Source organism: Flavobacterium sp. FG139 (assembly GCF_057809695.1).
This window is the reverse complement of record NZ_JBMDKL010000008.1, coordinates 1-14,892: the sequence shown is the minus strand read 5'-3', so window position 1 is coordinate 14,892 and position 14,892 is coordinate 1. Positions and strand designations below refer to the sequence as shown.

The 14,892-nt window shown below is 34.6% G+C and carries 20 protein-coding genes; 16 read left to right on the top strand and 4 right to left on the bottom strand.

Annotation, left to right across the window (positions count from 1 at the left end):
* Positions 1-20 precede the first annotated feature (20 nt).
* Positions 21-1,208 carry a pyridoxal phosphate-dependent aminotransferase gene (locus tag ACODSI_RS08180; RefSeq protein WP_488916354.1) on the top strand — a complete coding sequence of 396 codons (1,188 nt, stop codon included), beginning with the start codon at positions 21-23 and terminating at the stop codon, positions 1,206-1,208.
* A gap of 52 nt (positions 1,209-1,260) precedes the next feature.
* On the opposite strand, the gene ACODSI_RS08175 is transcribed toward ACODSI_RS08180, so the two are convergent.
* The gene (locus tag ACODSI_RS08175) at positions 1,261-1,818 is read right to left on the bottom strand and encodes a sugar O-acetyltransferase (RefSeq protein ID WP_488916353.1); all 558 of its coding nucleotides are present in this window, start codon (positions 1,816-1,818) and stop codon (positions 1,261-1,263) included.
* Between the two features lie 76 nt (positions 1,819-1,894).
* Between ACODSI_RS08175 and ACODSI_RS08170 the strand changes: the two genes are divergently transcribed.
* The 12 genes from ACODSI_RS08170 (at position 1,895) to ACODSI_RS08115 (ending at position 8,452) form a co-directional block, all read left to right on the top strand.
* Positions 1,895-2,470: a Crp/Fnr family transcriptional regulator gene (locus tag ACODSI_RS08170; protein ID WP_488916352.1), complete on the top strand. Its 576-nt coding sequence runs from the start codon at positions 1,895-1,897 to the stop codon at positions 2,468-2,470.
* Between the two features lie 78 nt (positions 2,471-2,548).
* Entirely contained in the window at positions 2,549-3,265 is a 717-nt protein-coding gene (locus ACODSI_RS08165; protein ID WP_488916351.1) for a pirin family protein, read from the top strand.
* An 82-nt stretch (positions 3,266-3,347) separates the two neighbouring features.
* Positions 3,348-3,632 (top strand): GNAT family N-acetyltransferase, encoded by a 285-nt coding sequence (locus ACODSI_RS08160; RefSeq protein WP_488916350.1) that lies wholly within the window; start codon positions 3,348-3,350, stop codon positions 3,630-3,632.
* A 2-nt stretch (positions 3,633-3,634) separates the two neighbouring features.
* A complete protein-coding gene (locus ACODSI_RS08155; protein ID WP_488916349.1) occupies positions 3,635-4,042 on the top strand; it encodes an OsmC family protein in 408 nt (135 codons plus the stop codon).
* Between the two features lie 2 nt (positions 4,043-4,044).
* Positions 4,045-4,272, top strand: coding sequence for a (4Fe-4S)-binding protein (locus tag ACODSI_RS08150; RefSeq protein ID WP_488916348.1), 228 nt, complete (start codon positions 4,045-4,047; stop codon positions 4,270-4,272).
* Complete coding sequence (locus ACODSI_RS08145) at positions 4,272-4,682, top strand: AtaL-like protein (RefSeq protein WP_488916347.1); 411 nt, start codon at positions 4,272-4,274, stop codon at positions 4,680-4,682. The genes ACODSI_RS08150 and ACODSI_RS08145 overlap by 1 nt, the downstream gene beginning before the upstream one ends.
* Positions 4,679-5,206, top strand: coding sequence for an NADPH-dependent FMN reductase (locus ACODSI_RS08140; protein ID WP_488916346.1), 528 nt, complete (start codon positions 4,679-4,681; stop codon positions 5,204-5,206). The genes ACODSI_RS08145 and ACODSI_RS08140 overlap by 4 nt, the downstream gene beginning before the upstream one ends.
* Positions 5,207-5,295: 89 nt before the next feature.
* On the top strand, positions 5,296-5,826 hold the full coding sequence (locus ACODSI_RS08135) for a YceI family protein (RefSeq protein WP_488916345.1): 531 nt from the start codon (positions 5,296-5,298) through the stop codon (positions 5,824-5,826).
* Positions 5,827-5,959: 133 nt separating this feature from the next.
* The gene (fabD, locus tag ACODSI_RS08130; RefSeq protein ID WP_488916344.1) at positions 5,960-6,832 is read left to right on the top strand and encodes an ACP S-malonyltransferase; all 873 of its coding nucleotides are present in this window, start codon (positions 5,960-5,962) and stop codon (positions 6,830-6,832) included.
* Between the two features lie 6 nt (positions 6,833-6,838).
* On the top strand, positions 6,839-7,819 hold the full coding sequence (locus ACODSI_RS08125) for a YihY/virulence factor BrkB family protein (protein ID WP_488916343.1): 981 nt from the start codon (positions 6,839-6,841) through the stop codon (positions 7,817-7,819).
* 21 nt (positions 7,820-7,840) lie between these two features.
* Entirely contained in the window at positions 7,841-8,101 is a 261-nt protein-coding gene (locus tag ACODSI_RS08120; RefSeq protein WP_488916342.1) for a hypothetical protein, read from the top strand.
* Positions 8,102-8,200: 99 nt separating this feature from the next.
* On the top strand, positions 8,201-8,452 hold the full coding sequence (locus ACODSI_RS08115) for a hypothetical protein (RefSeq protein ID WP_488916341.1): 252 nt from the start codon (positions 8,201-8,203) through the stop codon (positions 8,450-8,452).
* A 38-nt stretch (positions 8,453-8,490) separates the two neighbouring features.
* Here the strand turns inward: ACODSI_RS08115 and ACODSI_RS08110 are convergent, their stop codons facing one another.
* The 3 genes from ACODSI_RS08110 to ACODSI_RS08100 all read right to left on the bottom strand — a co-directional run bounded on the left by ACODSI_RS08110 (position 8,491) and on the right by ACODSI_RS08100 (position 11,695).
* Positions 8,491-9,396, bottom strand: coding sequence for a DMT family transporter (locus ACODSI_RS08110; RefSeq protein WP_488916340.1), 906 nt, complete (start codon positions 9,394-9,396; stop codon positions 8,491-8,493).
* A gap of 82 nt (positions 9,397-9,478) precedes the next feature.
* Positions 9,479-10,492 carry a UDP-glucose 4-epimerase GalE gene (gene galE, locus ACODSI_RS08105; RefSeq protein ID WP_488916339.1) on the bottom strand — a complete coding sequence of 338 codons (1,014 nt, stop codon included), beginning with the start codon at positions 10,490-10,492 and terminating at the stop codon, positions 9,479-9,481.
* A gap of 75 nt (positions 10,493-10,567) precedes the next feature.
* On the bottom strand, positions 10,568-11,695 hold the full coding sequence (locus tag ACODSI_RS08100; protein WP_488916338.1) for a DegT/DnrJ/EryC1/StrS family aminotransferase: 1,128 nt from the start codon (positions 11,693-11,695) through the stop codon (positions 10,568-10,570).
* A gap of 290 nt (positions 11,696-11,985) precedes the next feature.
* Between ACODSI_RS08100 and ACODSI_RS08095 the strand changes: the two genes are divergently transcribed.
* From ACODSI_RS08095 to ACODSI_RS08085, 3 genes are all read left to right on the top strand, one after another.
* Positions 11,986-13,341: a tyrosine-type recombinase/integrase gene (locus ACODSI_RS08095; RefSeq protein WP_488916337.1), complete on the top strand. Its 1,356-nt coding sequence runs from the start codon at positions 11,986-11,988 to the stop codon at positions 13,339-13,341.
* 30 nt (positions 13,342-13,371) lie between these two features.
* Positions 13,372-14,253, top strand: coding sequence for a hypothetical protein (locus tag ACODSI_RS08090; protein ID WP_488916336.1), 882 nt, complete (start codon positions 13,372-13,374; stop codon positions 14,251-14,253).
* A gap of 100 nt (positions 14,254-14,353) precedes the next feature.
* On the top strand, positions 14,354-14,629 hold the full coding sequence (locus ACODSI_RS08085) for a helix-turn-helix domain-containing protein (protein ID WP_488916335.1): 276 nt from the start codon (positions 14,354-14,356) through the stop codon (positions 14,627-14,629).
* The last annotated feature ends 263 nt before the right edge of the window (positions 14,630-14,892 follow it).

The following is a 14,892-nucleotide window of genomic DNA, read 5'->3' as shown; positions in this document are numbered from 1 at the left end:
AATCAACAACCAACACCACAATGAACAACCCATTATCGGATAGAATTAATCAATTATCTACCTCTCAAACTCTTGCAATGGCAGCATTAGCAAGAGAATTAAAATCACAAGGAAAAGACATCATCAGCTTAAGTTTGGGTGAACCCGATTTCAACACGCCCGATTTCATTAAAGAAGCGGCTAAAAGAGCCATCGATGAAAACTACAGCACTTATTCGCCAGTAGATGGATATGTAGAGCTTAAAGAAGCTATTTGCAGAAAATTCAAACGCGATAATAATCTAGATTACAAACCTTCCAATATTGTGGTTTCAACTGGAGCTAAACAATCGTTATACAACATAGCACAATGCATGATTAATGAAGGTGACGAAGTAATTTTACCAGCACCTTATTGGGTTTCCTATTTTGAAATTATCAAAATGGCAGGTGGAATTCCGGTTGAAGTGCCTACTTCAGTAGAAAGCGATTTCAAAATCACACCCGAACAATTGGAAAAAGCCATCACGCCAAAAACCAAAATGATTTGGTACAGTTCGCCCTGCAACCCAAGTGGTTCGGTATACAATCGTGAAGAATTGACTGCCTTATCAAATGTGATTCTGAAACACAATAACATCTACGTAGTTTCAGACGAAATCTACGAACACATTAATTTTTCTGGAACCTTTTGCAGCATCGCTACCATTCCAGGCATGTTCGAAAGAACCATAACCGTTAACGGAGTTGCCAAAGCCTTTGCCATGACCGGTTGGAGAATTGGTTATATTGGTGCTCCTGAAATGATTGCCAAAGCGTGTACTAAAATGCAAGGTCAAGTAACATCGGGTGCTAATTCTATTGCACAAAGAGCCACGATTACTGCGGTTGATGCCGATCCAAGCGTATTAAACGAAATGGTAACGGCTTTTAAAAATCGTAGGGATTTAGTAGTTGGTTTAGTAAATGAAATTCCGGGATTCAAATTGAATGTTCCAGAAGGTGCTTTCTATGTTTTCCCAGATGTTTCCTATTACTTTGGCAAAACATTGCGCGGAAAAGTAATCCATAATGCCGATGATTTCTCAATGTATTTGTTAGCCGAAGCTAATGTTGCCACAGTAACTGGAGATGCTTTTGGAAATCCAAATTGTATCCGTTTTTCATACGCTACTAGCGAAGCCTTATTAACCGAAGCCATGAAACGCATTAAAGAAGCGGTTTCTTAAAAATATAATATCCTACAAAAAACCTCAAGAGTCATGACTTTTGAGGTTTTTTTTATTCGTTTAACTTCCGAATTACTTTCGCTGGATTTCCCACCGCTAGCGAATGATCGGGAATGTCTTTCGTAACTACCGAACCGGCACCAATAGTACAACCATTTCCGATAGTAACTCCCGGACAAATCACGGTATTACCACCAATCCAGCAATCGTCACCAATAGAAACAGGTTTAGAAAACTCAACCGTTCGTCGCTCTATAGCGTCTAGTGGATGTGTCGCGGTATATACATGAACACCCGGACCAAAAAAAACATTGTTCCCAATGGTAACTTTCATCGTGTCTAAAACCACACAATTCACATTGAAATACACATTTTCACCCGAATGGATATTGTACCCATAATCACAATGAAATGGAGGTTCAATATACAGTCGTTTATGCGCATTGGGCATCAATTGGTGTAGAATATTTCTAGCATTGCCATTCATTAAATATTCAGTAACATTCAATTTATGCAATAGTTTTTTAGCTCTAGTTCGCTCTGAAACCAAGACCTTATCGTTGGCTAAATAATTTTCGCCATCAAGCATTTTTTCTTTTTCAGTTTTCATCTGTAGAATTTTCAACAGTTCAAATATAACATATCTCTAACTTCAAAACTTGAAATAAAATTGTAATTTTGGACTAATGAAATCAATTCTTGAAAATATCTCCAAACACATTTCTTTAACAGAAGAAGAAGCGTCGTTGTTTTTATCTAAAACCGAAACCAAACAATTTAAAGCGAAGGTTATTCTTTTGAGTGCTGGCGAAATTTGCAAACACTCTTATTTTGTTAATTCTGGCTTGTTGCGAAGTTTTAACATCAACGATAATATTGTAGAACATGTTTTGAGTTTTGCCTGCGAAGGCTGGTGGATAGGCGACATGTATAGTTTACTTTCTCAAAAACCAGGAAATCTCTTTATCGAAGTATTGGAAGATGCTGAAATCGTATTGCTTTCAAGAGAAAATCAAGAAGAATTGTACACTCAAATTCCAAAATTAGAACGCTTCTTCAGAATTCTAATCGAAAATTCTTTAGTTGCTAATCAAGAGCGATTGATGGACAATTTGAGTTTAACGGCCGAAGAACGCTTTGAAAAATTCTGTAAAAAATACCCCACTTTAATTCAGAAAGTTCCTCAAAAACAAATCGCTTCGTTTATTGGGGTTACTCCTGAATTTTTTAGTAAAATGAAGGCCCGTTTGTTAAGGAAATAATTTCTTAATCTACATTAAGACCCCATTGCTTGGATTGATTGTAAATTTGTATCATAATAATCACTAAATTTATACATCATGAAAAATACAGTTTTACACAAAGCAAATACAAGAGGACATGCCGATCACGGTTGGTTAAACGCCTACCATAGTTTCAGTTTTGCAAGTTGGTACAATCCCGATCGAGTGCAATTTGGAATGTTACGCGTTTTAAACGACGACACCGTTGCAGCTGGAATGGGATTTGGCACACACCCACACGACAATATGGAAATCATCACTATTCCATTAGAAGGCGATTTAGCCCACAAAGACAGCATGGGAAATGCCGCTACCATTAAAACTGGCGATGTGCAAGTAATGAGTGCTGGTACCGGAATTCAACACAGCGAGTTCAATCCGAATGCCGATCAACACACTAAATTGTTTCAAATTTGGTTGTTCCCAAAATTCAGAAATGTAGAACCGCGCTACCAACAAATCACCTTAGACAAATCGTTAGAAAAAAATGATTTTGCCCAAATTCTTTCCCCAAATGCAGATGATGCAGGCGCATGGATTCATCAAGATGCTTGGTTTTATCTCAGCGATTTTGATGCCGATTTTTCTAAAAAATTAGCCCTAAAAAAGGAAGGTAACGGATTTTACATCATGAATATTGAAGGTGAAATTGAAGTAAATGGCGAGAAATTAGAAAAAAGAGATGCTTTAGGCGTTTGGAACACTAACGAAATTGAAATTAAAGCCAACACCAATGCGAAGTTTTTGGTAATGGAAATTCCTATGGAGCAATAAGAACAGAAAGTCACTAAGGTTCTAAGGGCCTAAGATTAAAACCTTAGAATCTTAGCACCTTAGAATCTTTAAACTTTAAAAAATGAAAGAAGAAGTACAACTAAAAATCAATGATAAAAACGGTGTTTTTTATATTGATGTAAACGGACAACACGAAGCCATGATGACTTTTGTATTTGCTGGCGAAGATAAAATCATCATTGACCACACCGAAGTAAAACCTGGTAATGAAGGCAAGGGTTTTGGCAAAAAAATGGTCATGAAAGCCGTTGAATATGCCAGAGAAAAAGGCATCAAAATCATTCCGCTTTGTCCTTTTGCCAAAAGCGTATTTGATAAAACTCCCGAAATTAGAGACGTTTTGTAATCATGGCCAATCTTTTAGAACAAAACGTAACAGGAAGCATTGGTACACAAAAATATTTGTGTACCATATCGTGGCGCAATGGTAAATTCATTATGGATGAACCCGAATCAATTGAAGGTAAAGATCTTGGACCAGATCCATACACTACGCTTTTAGCATCTTTAGCAGGGTGTACTTTGTCTACGCTTCGCATGTACATCGACCGAAAAGGCTGGGACATTCCGGAAATAAAAATTTCACTAAATTTAGCTCAAGAAAACAATCCCGATTTGGAAACAATCATCACTAGAGAAATTTCATTTTCTTCCAATATAGATGACGAAACCAAAAGCCGATTGCTAATCATTGCAGAAAAATGCCCGGTTTCTAAAATTTTAAAAAACAAAATAACCATACCAACAACTATATAATTATGGATGCAAACGACCTAACCAAAGAATACAGCAATGGCGAAGTAACCATTGTATGGAAAAACGCTTTATGTAAACACGCTGCCGAATGCGTAAAAAACAATCCTGATGTTTTTAAACCCAAAGAAAAACCGTGGATTCATGCCGAAAATTCTACCACAGAAAAAATCATTGAAACCATCAAAAAATGCCCTTCGGGTGCTTTAACTTATTATTTGAACGAAAAATAATGGCACAATTTTCTACAATTGTTAAGGCTTCTTTGGAAAAAGTTTGGGAACATTTGCTTTTAAAAATTGAACATCCCGAAAACTTTGTTCCTGGCGTTAGCAACGTTGTTGTTTTAGAAAAATCAGCCGATTTTATTATTCGAGAAATGACGGTTACTACGGCAGAAGCAACGACTGTTTTAAAAGAAAAAATCACCTTTGTTCCTTACAAAGTTCGTTTTGAATTACTAGAACATCCCAAATTAGAAGGCTTCGTTGATAACGACATTACTTTCCTATCAGACAATGAAACCGAAATGACATTCAACATCAACTGGAAAGATAAATCCACACAAACCGAAATAAACAATTCAGAAATGGTAAAAAATGCCGTTTTAAAAACAAAAACATTTATTGAAAATAACGTATGAAAAAAATAATAGCCTTTGGCGCTTCCTCAAGCAAAACTTCCATTAATAAAAAACTAGCCACTTATGCCGCTCATTTATTCGAAGGTGCTACTGTTGAAGTTTTAGACTTGAACGATTATGAAATGCCTATTTTTTCCACCGATAAAGAAACAGAAACTGGCATTCCACAATTGGCTCATGATTTTTTCAACAAACTAGGAACTGCCGATTTAATCGTGATTTCATTTGCAGAACACAATGGTGCTTATTCAGCTGCCTTCAAAAATATCTTTGATTGGACATCTCGCATCAATGCCAAAACCTACCAAGAGAAACAAGTGTTACTTTTAGCTACTTCTCCTGGTCCACGTGGTGGAAGTTCGGTATTAGAAATTGCCAAAAATCGTTTTCCTTTCCAAGGCGCAGTAGTTAAAGGTGCTTTTTCACTGCCTAGTTTTTATGAAAATTTTGATGTCGTAAACGGAATAATTGACAATGATTTAAAGCACAATTTAACTCAAATCGTACATTCCATTCAATTGTAAAATCATTTCTTAATCTAGGTTAAGAGACCCATATTTGTAGTGTATATACCTTTGTAGTGTAATTATTAATAGAATTAAAAACACATATTATGGCAACTACAAAATGGGCAATTGACCCAACACACTCAGAAATTGGTTTTAAAGTAAAACACATGATGTTTACAAATGTATCGGGTAAGTTTGATCAATACAATGGAAGTTTTGAAACTCAAGACGATGATTTTACCAGTGCAGCAATTACTTTTTCGGCAGACATTAATTCTATCGACACTCGAAATGCAGACCGAGACAATCACTTGAAAAGTGGCGATTTCTTTGACGCTGAAAACCATCCAAAATTGACCTTTACAGGAAAATCATTCACTAAATTAAGTGATACTGACTACGAATTAGCTGGTGATTTATCAATAAAAGGTGTTTCAAAAGAAGTAAAACTTCCTGTAGAATTTAGTGGTTTGATGAAAGATCCATGGGGAAATACTAAAGTTGGTTTGAATATCGAAGGCAAAATCAACAGAAAAGACTGGGGATTAAACTGGAATTCGGCACTTGAAACTGGCGGCGTATTAGTTGGAGAAGAAGTAAAACTAGTAATTGATTTACAGTTGGTTAAACAATAATTCAAACAAAATAGTTTATACAACCTTACAGATTTTAGAATTTGTAAGGTTTTTTTATTTTTAAAAAGTTTATTTTTGTTCCGTTATGAGTGTTTTATTAAACTCACGATTTTTAAACTATAAAAACAATCCAATGAAAGCATATGTATTTCCAGGTCAAGGCGCACAATTCACAGGAATGGGCAAAGACTTATATGAAAACTCTGAAGTAGCAAAATCACTGTTTGAAAAAGCCAACGAAATATTAGGCTTTCGTATCACAGACATCATGTTTGAAGGCACCGCCGAAGAATTAAAAGAAACTAAAGTTACGCAACCAGCCGTATTTTTACACTCGGTTATTTTAGCAAAAACCTTAGAAAACTTCAAACCAGAAATGGTAGCCGGACATTCATTAGGAGAATTTTCAGCACTAGTTGCCAATGGGACATTGAGTTTTGAAGACGGATTAAAATTGGTTTCTCAACGTGCTATTGCCATGCAAAAAGCTTGTGAAATTACTCCTTCAACAATGGCCGCTGTATTAAACCTAGACGACAAAATTGTAGAAGACATTTGTGCATCTATTGATGGTGTTGTGGTAGCTGCCAATTACAACTGCCCTGGACAATTGGTTATTTCTGGCGAATACAAAGCGGTAGAATTAGCTTGTGAAAAGATGAAAGAAGCTGGAGCCAAACGCGCTTTAATTTTGCCAGTTGGTGGTGCTTTTCACTCGCCAATGATGGAACCTGCTAGAGAAGAATTAGCAGCAGCTATTGAAGCAACCACTTTTTCAACACCTAGTTGCCCAGTATATCAGAATGTAACAGCAAGTGCCGTTTCAGATGCTAATGAGATTAAGAAAAACCTAATCATCCAATTAACAGCTCCAGTAAAATGGACACAATCGGTACAGCAAATGATCAAAGACGGAGCAACAAGTTTTACAGAAGTGGGTCCGGGTAAAGTATTAGTTGGATTAGTAAACAAAATTGATAAAGAAGTCGAAACGATTTCGGCATAATATATTTTGAAAGGAGTTAGAGAAGCCTATTATAAAGATTTGTGGGATGTAATTCATGCCACCTTCTCCGAATTTGGAGAACACAAAATCATGAAAAAAAGTGCTTCTCTAGCTTACACTACCGTTTTTTCGATGGCGCCTTTACTCATGGTTTTGCTGTGGGTAGTGGGTTTGTTTTGGGGAGCCAATGCCATAGAAGGACAGATTTTTTATCAGGCCAAAGACTTTTTGGGTGAAAAATCGGCGCTTCAATTGCAAGAAATAATTAAAAACATTGCTGTTTCCAATAAAAGCGGCTTTCCAGCATTCATCGGAATTGTAACCTTATTGATTGGAGCTACTTCGGTTTTTGCAGAAATTCAAGATTCCATCAATTCCATTTGGGGCATTCGACTCAAAAAACGTTCTGGCTTTTGGCTGTATTTCAAATCACGATTACTTTCTTTTGGCGTCATTGGTAGTTTGGGTTTCATTTTATTAGCCTCTTTAGGCTTATCCGCTATCTTAGAATCGTTAAACGAAAAATTATTTGCGCATTTTTCAGATACTGCGGTGTATATGGTTTACATCGGACAAACATTAGTCACATTAACCATTATTACACTGCTTTTTGCCGTAATTTTCAAAATACTTCCTGATGCTAATATCACTTGGAAACAAGTACGTGTTTCTTCCTTTACCACGGCCTTACTTTTTATGGCTGGAAAATTTTTAATTTCCTTTTACATCTCAAATTCCCGATTAGGAAACGTATACGGTGCCGCAGGATCGTTGGTAATTATTATGGTTTGGGTATATTATTCTTCGGTAACTTTATACTTAGGCGCACTTTTTGCTAAATGTTATGCAATAGAATTTGGCGATACCATCAAACCTTCTAAATATGCTGAAATTGTTCATTTAGTAGAAGTAAAATTAGAAGCCACTACCTTACAAGAAGCCAAAGAAGAAGTAGAAGAATACAAAAAGAAATTTGAAGAAGATTAAATTTAAAATCACATAACACTCATGAAAAAAATAATTTTATCACTTGCCTTTGCAACTTTACTCATTTCATGTAAAGAAGAAACCAAAGAAAAATTAGAAGACGCCAAAGACGCGGTAACAACTGAAGTCAAAGAAGGTATTGATACCGCTAAAGTCAAAGCAGAAAAAGAATTGAATTCGGCCAAAGTAAAAGTAAAATCTAAGATGGATACCGTCGTGGTTAAAAGTGCAGAACAATTAGAAACAGCAGCCAAAAAGTTAAAAGAATCGGTTAAAAAGTAACCTTAAATCCTCCTAAATTCTGGGAGGATTTTATTTTTTAAATCTTTGGCACTCGTTTTGCATAGCTCCAATTGTTATTAATCTTTAAATTTAAAAAAAATGAAAAAAACAATTTTAGCAGCAGCCTTTATGGCGGTTGCAATGGTATCTTGCCAAGACAAAACCAAAGAGAAAGTAGAAGATGCTACTGAAGCAGTTGGAACAGAAGCAGGTGAAAAAATCGACACCCTTGCTCAAAAAACAGAAGAAGCAGTAGACACTACTAAAGCTAAAGCAGGTGAAGCTCTTGAAAAAGCAGGAGAAAAAACTAAAGAAGCTGGCAAAGAATTGAAAGAAGCCGCTAAAAAGTAAAAAAGAAAAGTCCTCATAACAATAGTGTGAGGACTTTTTTATTTCTGAATAGTTTCTTTCCGCTTATAGTTAATTATAAATACACCACTCATAATCAAAGCTGCAGCAATGATAAAATCTAAGGTAATTACTTCATCCAACAGCAACCATCCTAAGAAAATAGCAATTATGGTGTTCACATAATTGAGTACCGAAACTCTTACCGCAGAAACTCTTTTTAACGCATAATAATACGCAAAAAAGGCAATAACAGAACCAAATACGGCTAAGTAAATTACGGCTGAAATACTCCTTAAACTCCAATCACTAACTTGAACATCGGGAGAAAAAATAAAGGCTAAAATTAGCTGAATCACAGAAGCAATGGTGAACTGGTAAAATAAATTCAGTGTAATATTATTTGATTCGTGAGAATGCTTCTTCGAATATAAAACGCCAGTCGACCAACTTATAATCGCTGTGCTTAAAAACAGTATTCCGATTTTATAATTCGGATCTAAAATCTCTGAAAGTCCGTTTCTAAAAATAAACAAAACTCCCGAAAACCCCAATAAGACACCAAATAATCCTTTCCAAGATGGTCTCTGAATTTTAAAAACAATACTTCCAATGAAAATCACCACTGGTGACAAAGCACTCATTATTGATGTTAATCCACTCGGAACCGTTTGCTCGGCAATGGTTGTAAATCCGTTAGCAAAGATCAACATCAATACCGAAAGTAAAAATTGAATTTTAAAATTACTCCAACCAATCCAAGAAAGTTGTTTTTTATAAAGTAAAATTCCAAGTACAATCAAAGCCGCAATTCCTTGCCGAATAGACGTAATGAACCAAGGCTGCATCGTTTCTACCGCTACCCGAATTCCTAAATAGGTGGTTCCCCAAACAATCCCGACAATTACTAAGGAAAATATTAATTTTATATCGGGCTTTTGTTCCATATTGAATAAAATGATAGACGAATAGATGATAGACTTTTAGACAAGATCTAAATATTTTTTATCGAAAAACTGTGACCGAAAACTAACTTCTAATCTTCTGCTCCCATTTCCAGGCACTCGCCAAACTATCTTCTAAGCTTGATTGTGCTTTCCATCCTAAAACATTATTGGCTTTGTCCGTATTAGCATAGGCTTCTGTAATATCACCTTCTCTTCTACCTACAATTTGATAGTTCAATTTTTGTCCCGATACTTTTTCGAACGCTGTGATAACTTCCAAAACTGAACTTCCTTTTCCAGTTCCTAAATTGAAAGTTTCTACTTTGGCAAGATTTTGTTTTTCAACCAAACGCTTCATCGCTACCACATGGGCTTTCGCCAAATCTACCACATGAATATAATCACGAACAGCAGTGCCGTCTACGGTTGGATAATCACTTCCAAAAACCGAAAGCTTTTCACGTAACCCAACAGCTGTTTGAGTAATAAAGGGCACTAAATTCTGTGGAACACCTAATGGCAATTCCCCAATTTCGGCACTTGGGTGTGCACCTATTGGATTAAAATAACGCAACAAAATCGAATTCAAATTGGTTACTTTAGCCACATCTGTGATGATTTCTTCACCTATTTGTTTCGTGTTTCCGTAAGGTGACATGGCTGGTTGCACAGAAGCATCTTCGGTAATCGGCATCTTTTCGGCTTGACCGTAGACCGTACACGACGAACTAAATATAAAATTTGCATTGGGCAAAGCAGCTAATTCTTGTAAAATATACACCAAGGCACTAATGTTGTTTTCGTAATACAACAACGGATTTTCAACACTCTCACCTACCGCTTTTGAAGCAGCAAAATGAATGACACCAGCAATATCGCTGTGTTTTTTAAAGAAATTCTGAACCGAAGCTTTGTCTCGCAAATCCATCTTTTCAAAAATAGGTTTCTTTCCGGTAATGTTAAAAATACCCTCCAAAACACTTTCTGATGAGTTTGATAAATTGTCAATGGCAACGACTTCAAATCCTTCGTTTTGCAATTCCACAACGGTGTGTGAACCAATAAATCCTAATCCTCCTGTGACTACTATTTTCATTTTCTTGTTGATTTGTTCTTTTGTTTATTTGGTTATTCGGATTAACAAATAACCAAATTATCGTATAAACAATTATTAAACGTATTCTAAAACGCTATCAGTTATAAATTTAATTTGTTCCTCATCCAACTCAGTGTGCATTGGCAAGGCAATTACTTCTTTACACAATTGATTGGTTACTGGAAAATCTTCTTCCTTGTATCTAACATCAGCATAGGCTTTCTGACTGTGCAACGGAATTGGGTAATAAATCGCACACGGAATTCCTTTTTCTTGTAAATGTGCTAACAATCCATCGCGTTTGCCATTCATGATTCGGATCACATACTGATGAAACACATGGCAATCACAACTTTCACAAATGGTTGGCGCCCAAATATTGGGATTCACGCTTAGTGCAACAGAATATTTTCTAGCCGCTTCTTGACGTGCTTTATTGTAGGCATCCAAATGTGGTAACTTCGCTTTCAAAACACCAGCTTGAATACTATCCAAACGCGAATTCACTCCCACTACATCATGATGGTATCTTTCGTACATTCCGTGGTTTACAATGCCTCGTAACTTGTGAGCTAAAGCATCATTGTTAGTAAAAATCGCTCCTCCATCACCATAACATCCTAAATTTTTAGAGGGAAAAAACGACGTTGCTCCTACATGACCTATCGTTCCCACTTTCTTTTTGGAGCCATCTTTCGATGTATAATCAGCTCCAATGGCTTGCGCATTATCTTCAATTACATACAAATTATACTCGGCTGCTAGTTCCATAATTGCATCCATATTGGCTGCTCTTCCAAACAAATGTACCGGTACAATCGCTTTCGTTTTGGGTGTAATCGCTTTGCGGATTCCGTCTAACGAAATGTTCATGTTATTTAAATCAACATCAACCAAAACTGGAGTCAATTGCAATAACGCAATCACTTCTACCGTGGCGGCAAACGTAAAATCGGCCGTGATTACTTCATCACCTGGTTTCAAATCCAAGCCCATCATGGCAATTTGCAATGCATCGGTTCCATTGGCACACGGAATCACGTGTTTCACGCCCAAATAATTTTCTAAATCGGCTTGAAATTGATGAACCAAAGGTCCGTTTATATAAGTATTGGTATCTAAAACTTCCTGAATTGACGCATTAACCTCGTCTTTAATTTTTTCGTATTGACTTTTCAAGTCAACCATTTGTAGTTTTCTCATGGTTTCAAAAATTGGAGTCACAAAAGTATAACATTTCTTATTATTTGAAGCGAATGGTTCGGGCTTTTTTTGGTTTCCATTTTCCTGCTTTCGTCACGCATGGCGTTTCCTTCAATCAGGACTCAACCTATATGATTTGTATAAATCATAAAACACCTAAATAGCTCATATTATGTATATTTACATATTTTACAATTTACCTAGATTCATCAAAATTCCGTTAAATTCGCATTTTGTTGACTAAATGTTGACTAATTCATTATCTTTGTTTTATTGTAAAAAGCAAAATAATGGCTAAGATAAAATTTTTACTTCAAAGCAAAAGCGAAACATCCAATATTTATGTTCGCTATTCTATAAATAGAGCTACCGTTTTAAAACGTAAAACAGGACTTGTTATTAGTGCAAAAGATTGGAGCATTGATAAAGGATTACCCAAAACAGGCAGAGAAGATTTAAAAATCATAAAATCCAAATTGGATAAATTAGCTTTATTTATTGGCGATGCTCATAATGAAGCTATTGGAAAAGGGATTGAACTTACTGGAGATTGGTTACAAATGCAAATTGATATTTTCAACAATAAAGTTGCCATAGTTGAACTTGATATTTTAACCAATTATATCGACAAATACATTAAAGAAGCCCCATACAAAACCAATCAAAAAAGAGAAACAGGATTGAGTTTAGGACGTATTAGAGCTTTAAATTTATTTAAAAATACAATCATTCGTTATCAAAAAGAAGCCTTAAACGATAAAAGTATTTTAATTAAAAATATTGATTTGCAATTCATTGAAAAATACAAAATGTGGCTTTTTAGTAAAGGTTATGCGATTAATTATGTCGGTAAAAACATCGCCAATATTAAAACCATTTGCAACGATGCTTATAAGAATGATATTGAAACCTCTTCACAATTAAAAAACATCAAAATTATTTCAGAGAATAAGTCGCCCGAACAAATCATTGTTTTAAGCGAAGAGGAACAAGAGAAAATTAAAAATATAGTGTTATTAAACCCATCACTAATTAATGCTAGAAAATGGCTTTTATTAGGATGCTTAATTGGTCAGAGAGGTGGTGATTTATTAAATATAACCGATAAAAACATTAAAGACTTGGGAACTATGAAAATAATTGAACTCAAGCAACAAAAGACAGGAAAACTCGTTGCTATACCTTTACTACCTGAAGCTTTAGAAATTATAAAAGATGGTTTACCATATAAAGTAACATTGCCATATTTTAATATGTTTATAAAAAGTATTTGCAAGACAGCTGGTCTTACACAAAATATTAAAGGAAGTAAATCCGTAACAACTAAAACAGGAAACAAAGTGATCTCGAAGAGAACAGGTAAATTAATTGATGAAAAAATTAGCTTAAATGTTTTAGGAAACTACCCAAAATACGAATTGGTTACCTCACACATTTGTAGACGTTCTTTTGCAACAAACTTTTATGGACGCATTCCAACACCTATATTAATGAATATTACAGCGCACGGAACAGAGAAAATGTTTTTAAACTATATCGGAAAAACCACCTATGACAATGCGTATCAAATGTTAGAGTATTTCAGCAAGTTAACCCCTAAAGAAAAAACACCAGTAATGGAAATTGTTAAAAATAACGTTAGTTAATAGAGCGAAAAACGACCTTTAAAATCAACAATGGATTACGCAAAAATATATAACGATTTTTACACAAAGTACTACGATAAAGCGGAGCTTTTGATAAAAGATTTTTTTGTAAAACGCAAAAGAAAAAAGAGAACCTACGGAGATACTTTGAACTCCATTCGGTTGTATTTGAGTAATGATTTTAAGGCTACACATGAAATAGAAAAAAGTGATTTATTAAAAGAGTTGCATTCACTTTTTAACAAGCGTTATAATTTTTATGAAACTGATCCAGAGCAGGAGATTTTTACAAACGAACTCAAAGAAGCCTTTGATAAAGTTGATTTCTCAAAACTTCCCAAAGATTACAATTATATTAAACTGATAAAAAGCATTGCAATAATTGAAGTAGTAAATGAAATTTCAAGATTGTTGTCTAACAATTCTCGATTATTTGAGATGATGTATGATTTAGATGACTTTAATGATTTTGAAATACGATACCAAAGAGGTTTCCTTTTAGACCATACACCAATATTTAAAAAATTGCATCGAAAGTTATATCCTGACAGTTATATTGAAGATACAGGATTGGTCATTATATTAGAAGAAAATAACTCAGCCAATCTAAATATTCTTTTATCATTGTTTAAAAGTGAAGCCGTGTATCATTGCTTTATAGAATATCAAAAACATATTTTAGATTTTTATACGGACTACTCCTATCTTAAAAAGAGATTAGAGAAAGAAAAACTTATCTATTATCACAAAGACAATGATTTTATGAAAATCATATTTTCAGATTTTAAACTAATTTCAGAAAAAAGATATAACGAGTATTGTATTTATTCAAAATTAAAATCACTTACTAAAAGTTATAGCACACAAAGACAAAACAACTTCAATATTGTCTTTGAAAGTGTTTTATCCTAGTTCATTGGGGTTTATTTCCCCAAAAAGGGAAAATTAGGGTCTAAAATGGGCATTCACACAGATACATCTTTGTACTTATAAATCATAAAAAATAAGTACTATGAATGCACCAATTTTATTAAACGGTATTACAGTTGAGGAACTTGCAGAGGCACTTAAACCACTATTGCAACCTCAAATAACAGCAAATCAAGCCAATGATGAGTCACAAAGCGAACTTCTAACGAGAGAGGAAGTTTGCAAACTTTTATCTATTAACAAAACAACACTTTGGAAACACACCAAATCGGGTAAACTTAAAAGTTTAGGATTAGGTAATAGAGTGTATTACAAAAAAAGCGAAGTACTACAAGCTGTTAAGCATTTGAATCAATAAATCAATTAAAAATATCGTTTTGCAATTTCTGAAAAAATCATTGCAATGGTATTGCAAGTGTTTTTTGTTCAAAACAAAACAAATCAATTCTTAAAACATCAATAAAATAAGGCATTGCAATTGTATTGCAATGAAATTCAAAAATAATTGCAATGATTTTCAAGAAAAATTGCAATGGTATTGCAATACTTTTTTTGATATAAATTATGGATTGATTTAGGATTGAAAACTATCAATCCAAATAGTATAAAAATCAATCCATT

Bases quoted from the DNA above. Each gene is read 5' to 3' on its own strand.
- ACODSI_RS08115 (WP_488916341.1), top strand. From the start codon at position 8,201: ATGAAAAAAACAATTTTAGCAGCAGCCTTTATGGCGGTTGCAATGGTA.
- ACODSI_RS08175 (WP_488916353.1), bottom strand. From the start codon at position 1,818: ATGAAAACTGAAAAAGAAAAAATGCTTGATGGCGAAAATTATTTAGCC.
- ACODSI_RS08170 (WP_488916352.1), top strand. From the start codon at position 1,895: ATGAAATCAATTCTTGAAAATATCTCCAAACACATTTCTTTAACAGAA.
- ACODSI_RS08160 (WP_488916350.1), top strand. From the start codon at position 3,348: ATGAAAGAAGAAGTACAACTAAAAATCAATGATAAAAACGGTGTTTTT.
- ACODSI_RS08150 (WP_488916348.1), top strand. From the start codon at position 4,045: ATGGATGCAAACGACCTAACCAAAGAATACAGCAATGGCGAAGTAACC.
- galE (WP_488916339.1), bottom strand. From the start codon at position 10,492: ATGAAAATAGTAGTCACAGGAGGATTAGGATTTATTGGTTCACACACC.
- ACODSI_RS08140 (WP_488916346.1), top strand. From the start codon at position 4,679: ATGAAAAAAATAATAGCCTTTGGCGCTTCCTCAAGCAAAACTTCCATT.
- ACODSI_RS08120 (WP_488916342.1), top strand. From the start codon at position 7,841: ATGAAAAAAATAATTTTATCACTTGCCTTTGCAACTTTACTCATTTCA.
- ACODSI_RS08095 (WP_488916337.1), top strand. From the start codon at position 11,986: ATGGCTAAGATAAAATTTTTACTTCAAAGCAAAAGCGAAACATCCAAT.
- ACODSI_RS08135 (WP_488916345.1), top strand. From the start codon at position 5,296: ATGGCAACTACAAAATGGGCAATTGACCCAACACACTCAGAAATTGGT.
- ACODSI_RS08100 (WP_488916338.1), bottom strand. From the start codon at position 11,695: ATGAGAAAACTACAAATGGTTGACTTGAAAAGTCAATACGAAAAAATT.
- fabD (WP_488916344.1), top strand. From the start codon at position 5,960: ATGAAAGCATATGTATTTCCAGGTCAAGGCGCACAATTCACAGGAATG.
- ACODSI_RS08180 (WP_488916354.1), top strand. From the start codon at position 21: ATGAACAACCCATTATCGGATAGAATTAATCAATTATCTACCTCTCAA.
- ACODSI_RS08085 (WP_488916335.1), top strand. From the start codon at position 14,354: ATGAATGCACCAATTTTATTAAACGGTATTACAGTTGAGGAACTTGCA.
- ACODSI_RS08155 (WP_488916349.1), top strand. From the start codon at position 3,635: ATGGCCAATCTTTTAGAACAAAACGTAACAGGAAGCATTGGTACACAA.
- ACODSI_RS08090 (WP_488916336.1), top strand. From the start codon at position 13,372: ATGGATTACGCAAAAATATATAACGATTTTTACACAAAGTACTACGAT.
- ACODSI_RS08110 (WP_488916340.1), bottom strand. From the start codon at position 9,396: ATGGAACAAAAGCCCGATATAAAATTAATATTTTCCTTAGTAATTGTC.
- ACODSI_RS08145 (WP_488916347.1), top strand. From the start codon at position 4,272: ATGGCACAATTTTCTACAATTGTTAAGGCTTCTTTGGAAAAAGTTTGG.
- ACODSI_RS08165 (WP_488916351.1), top strand. From the start codon at position 2,549: ATGAAAAATACAGTTTTACACAAAGCAAATACAAGAGGACATGCCGAT.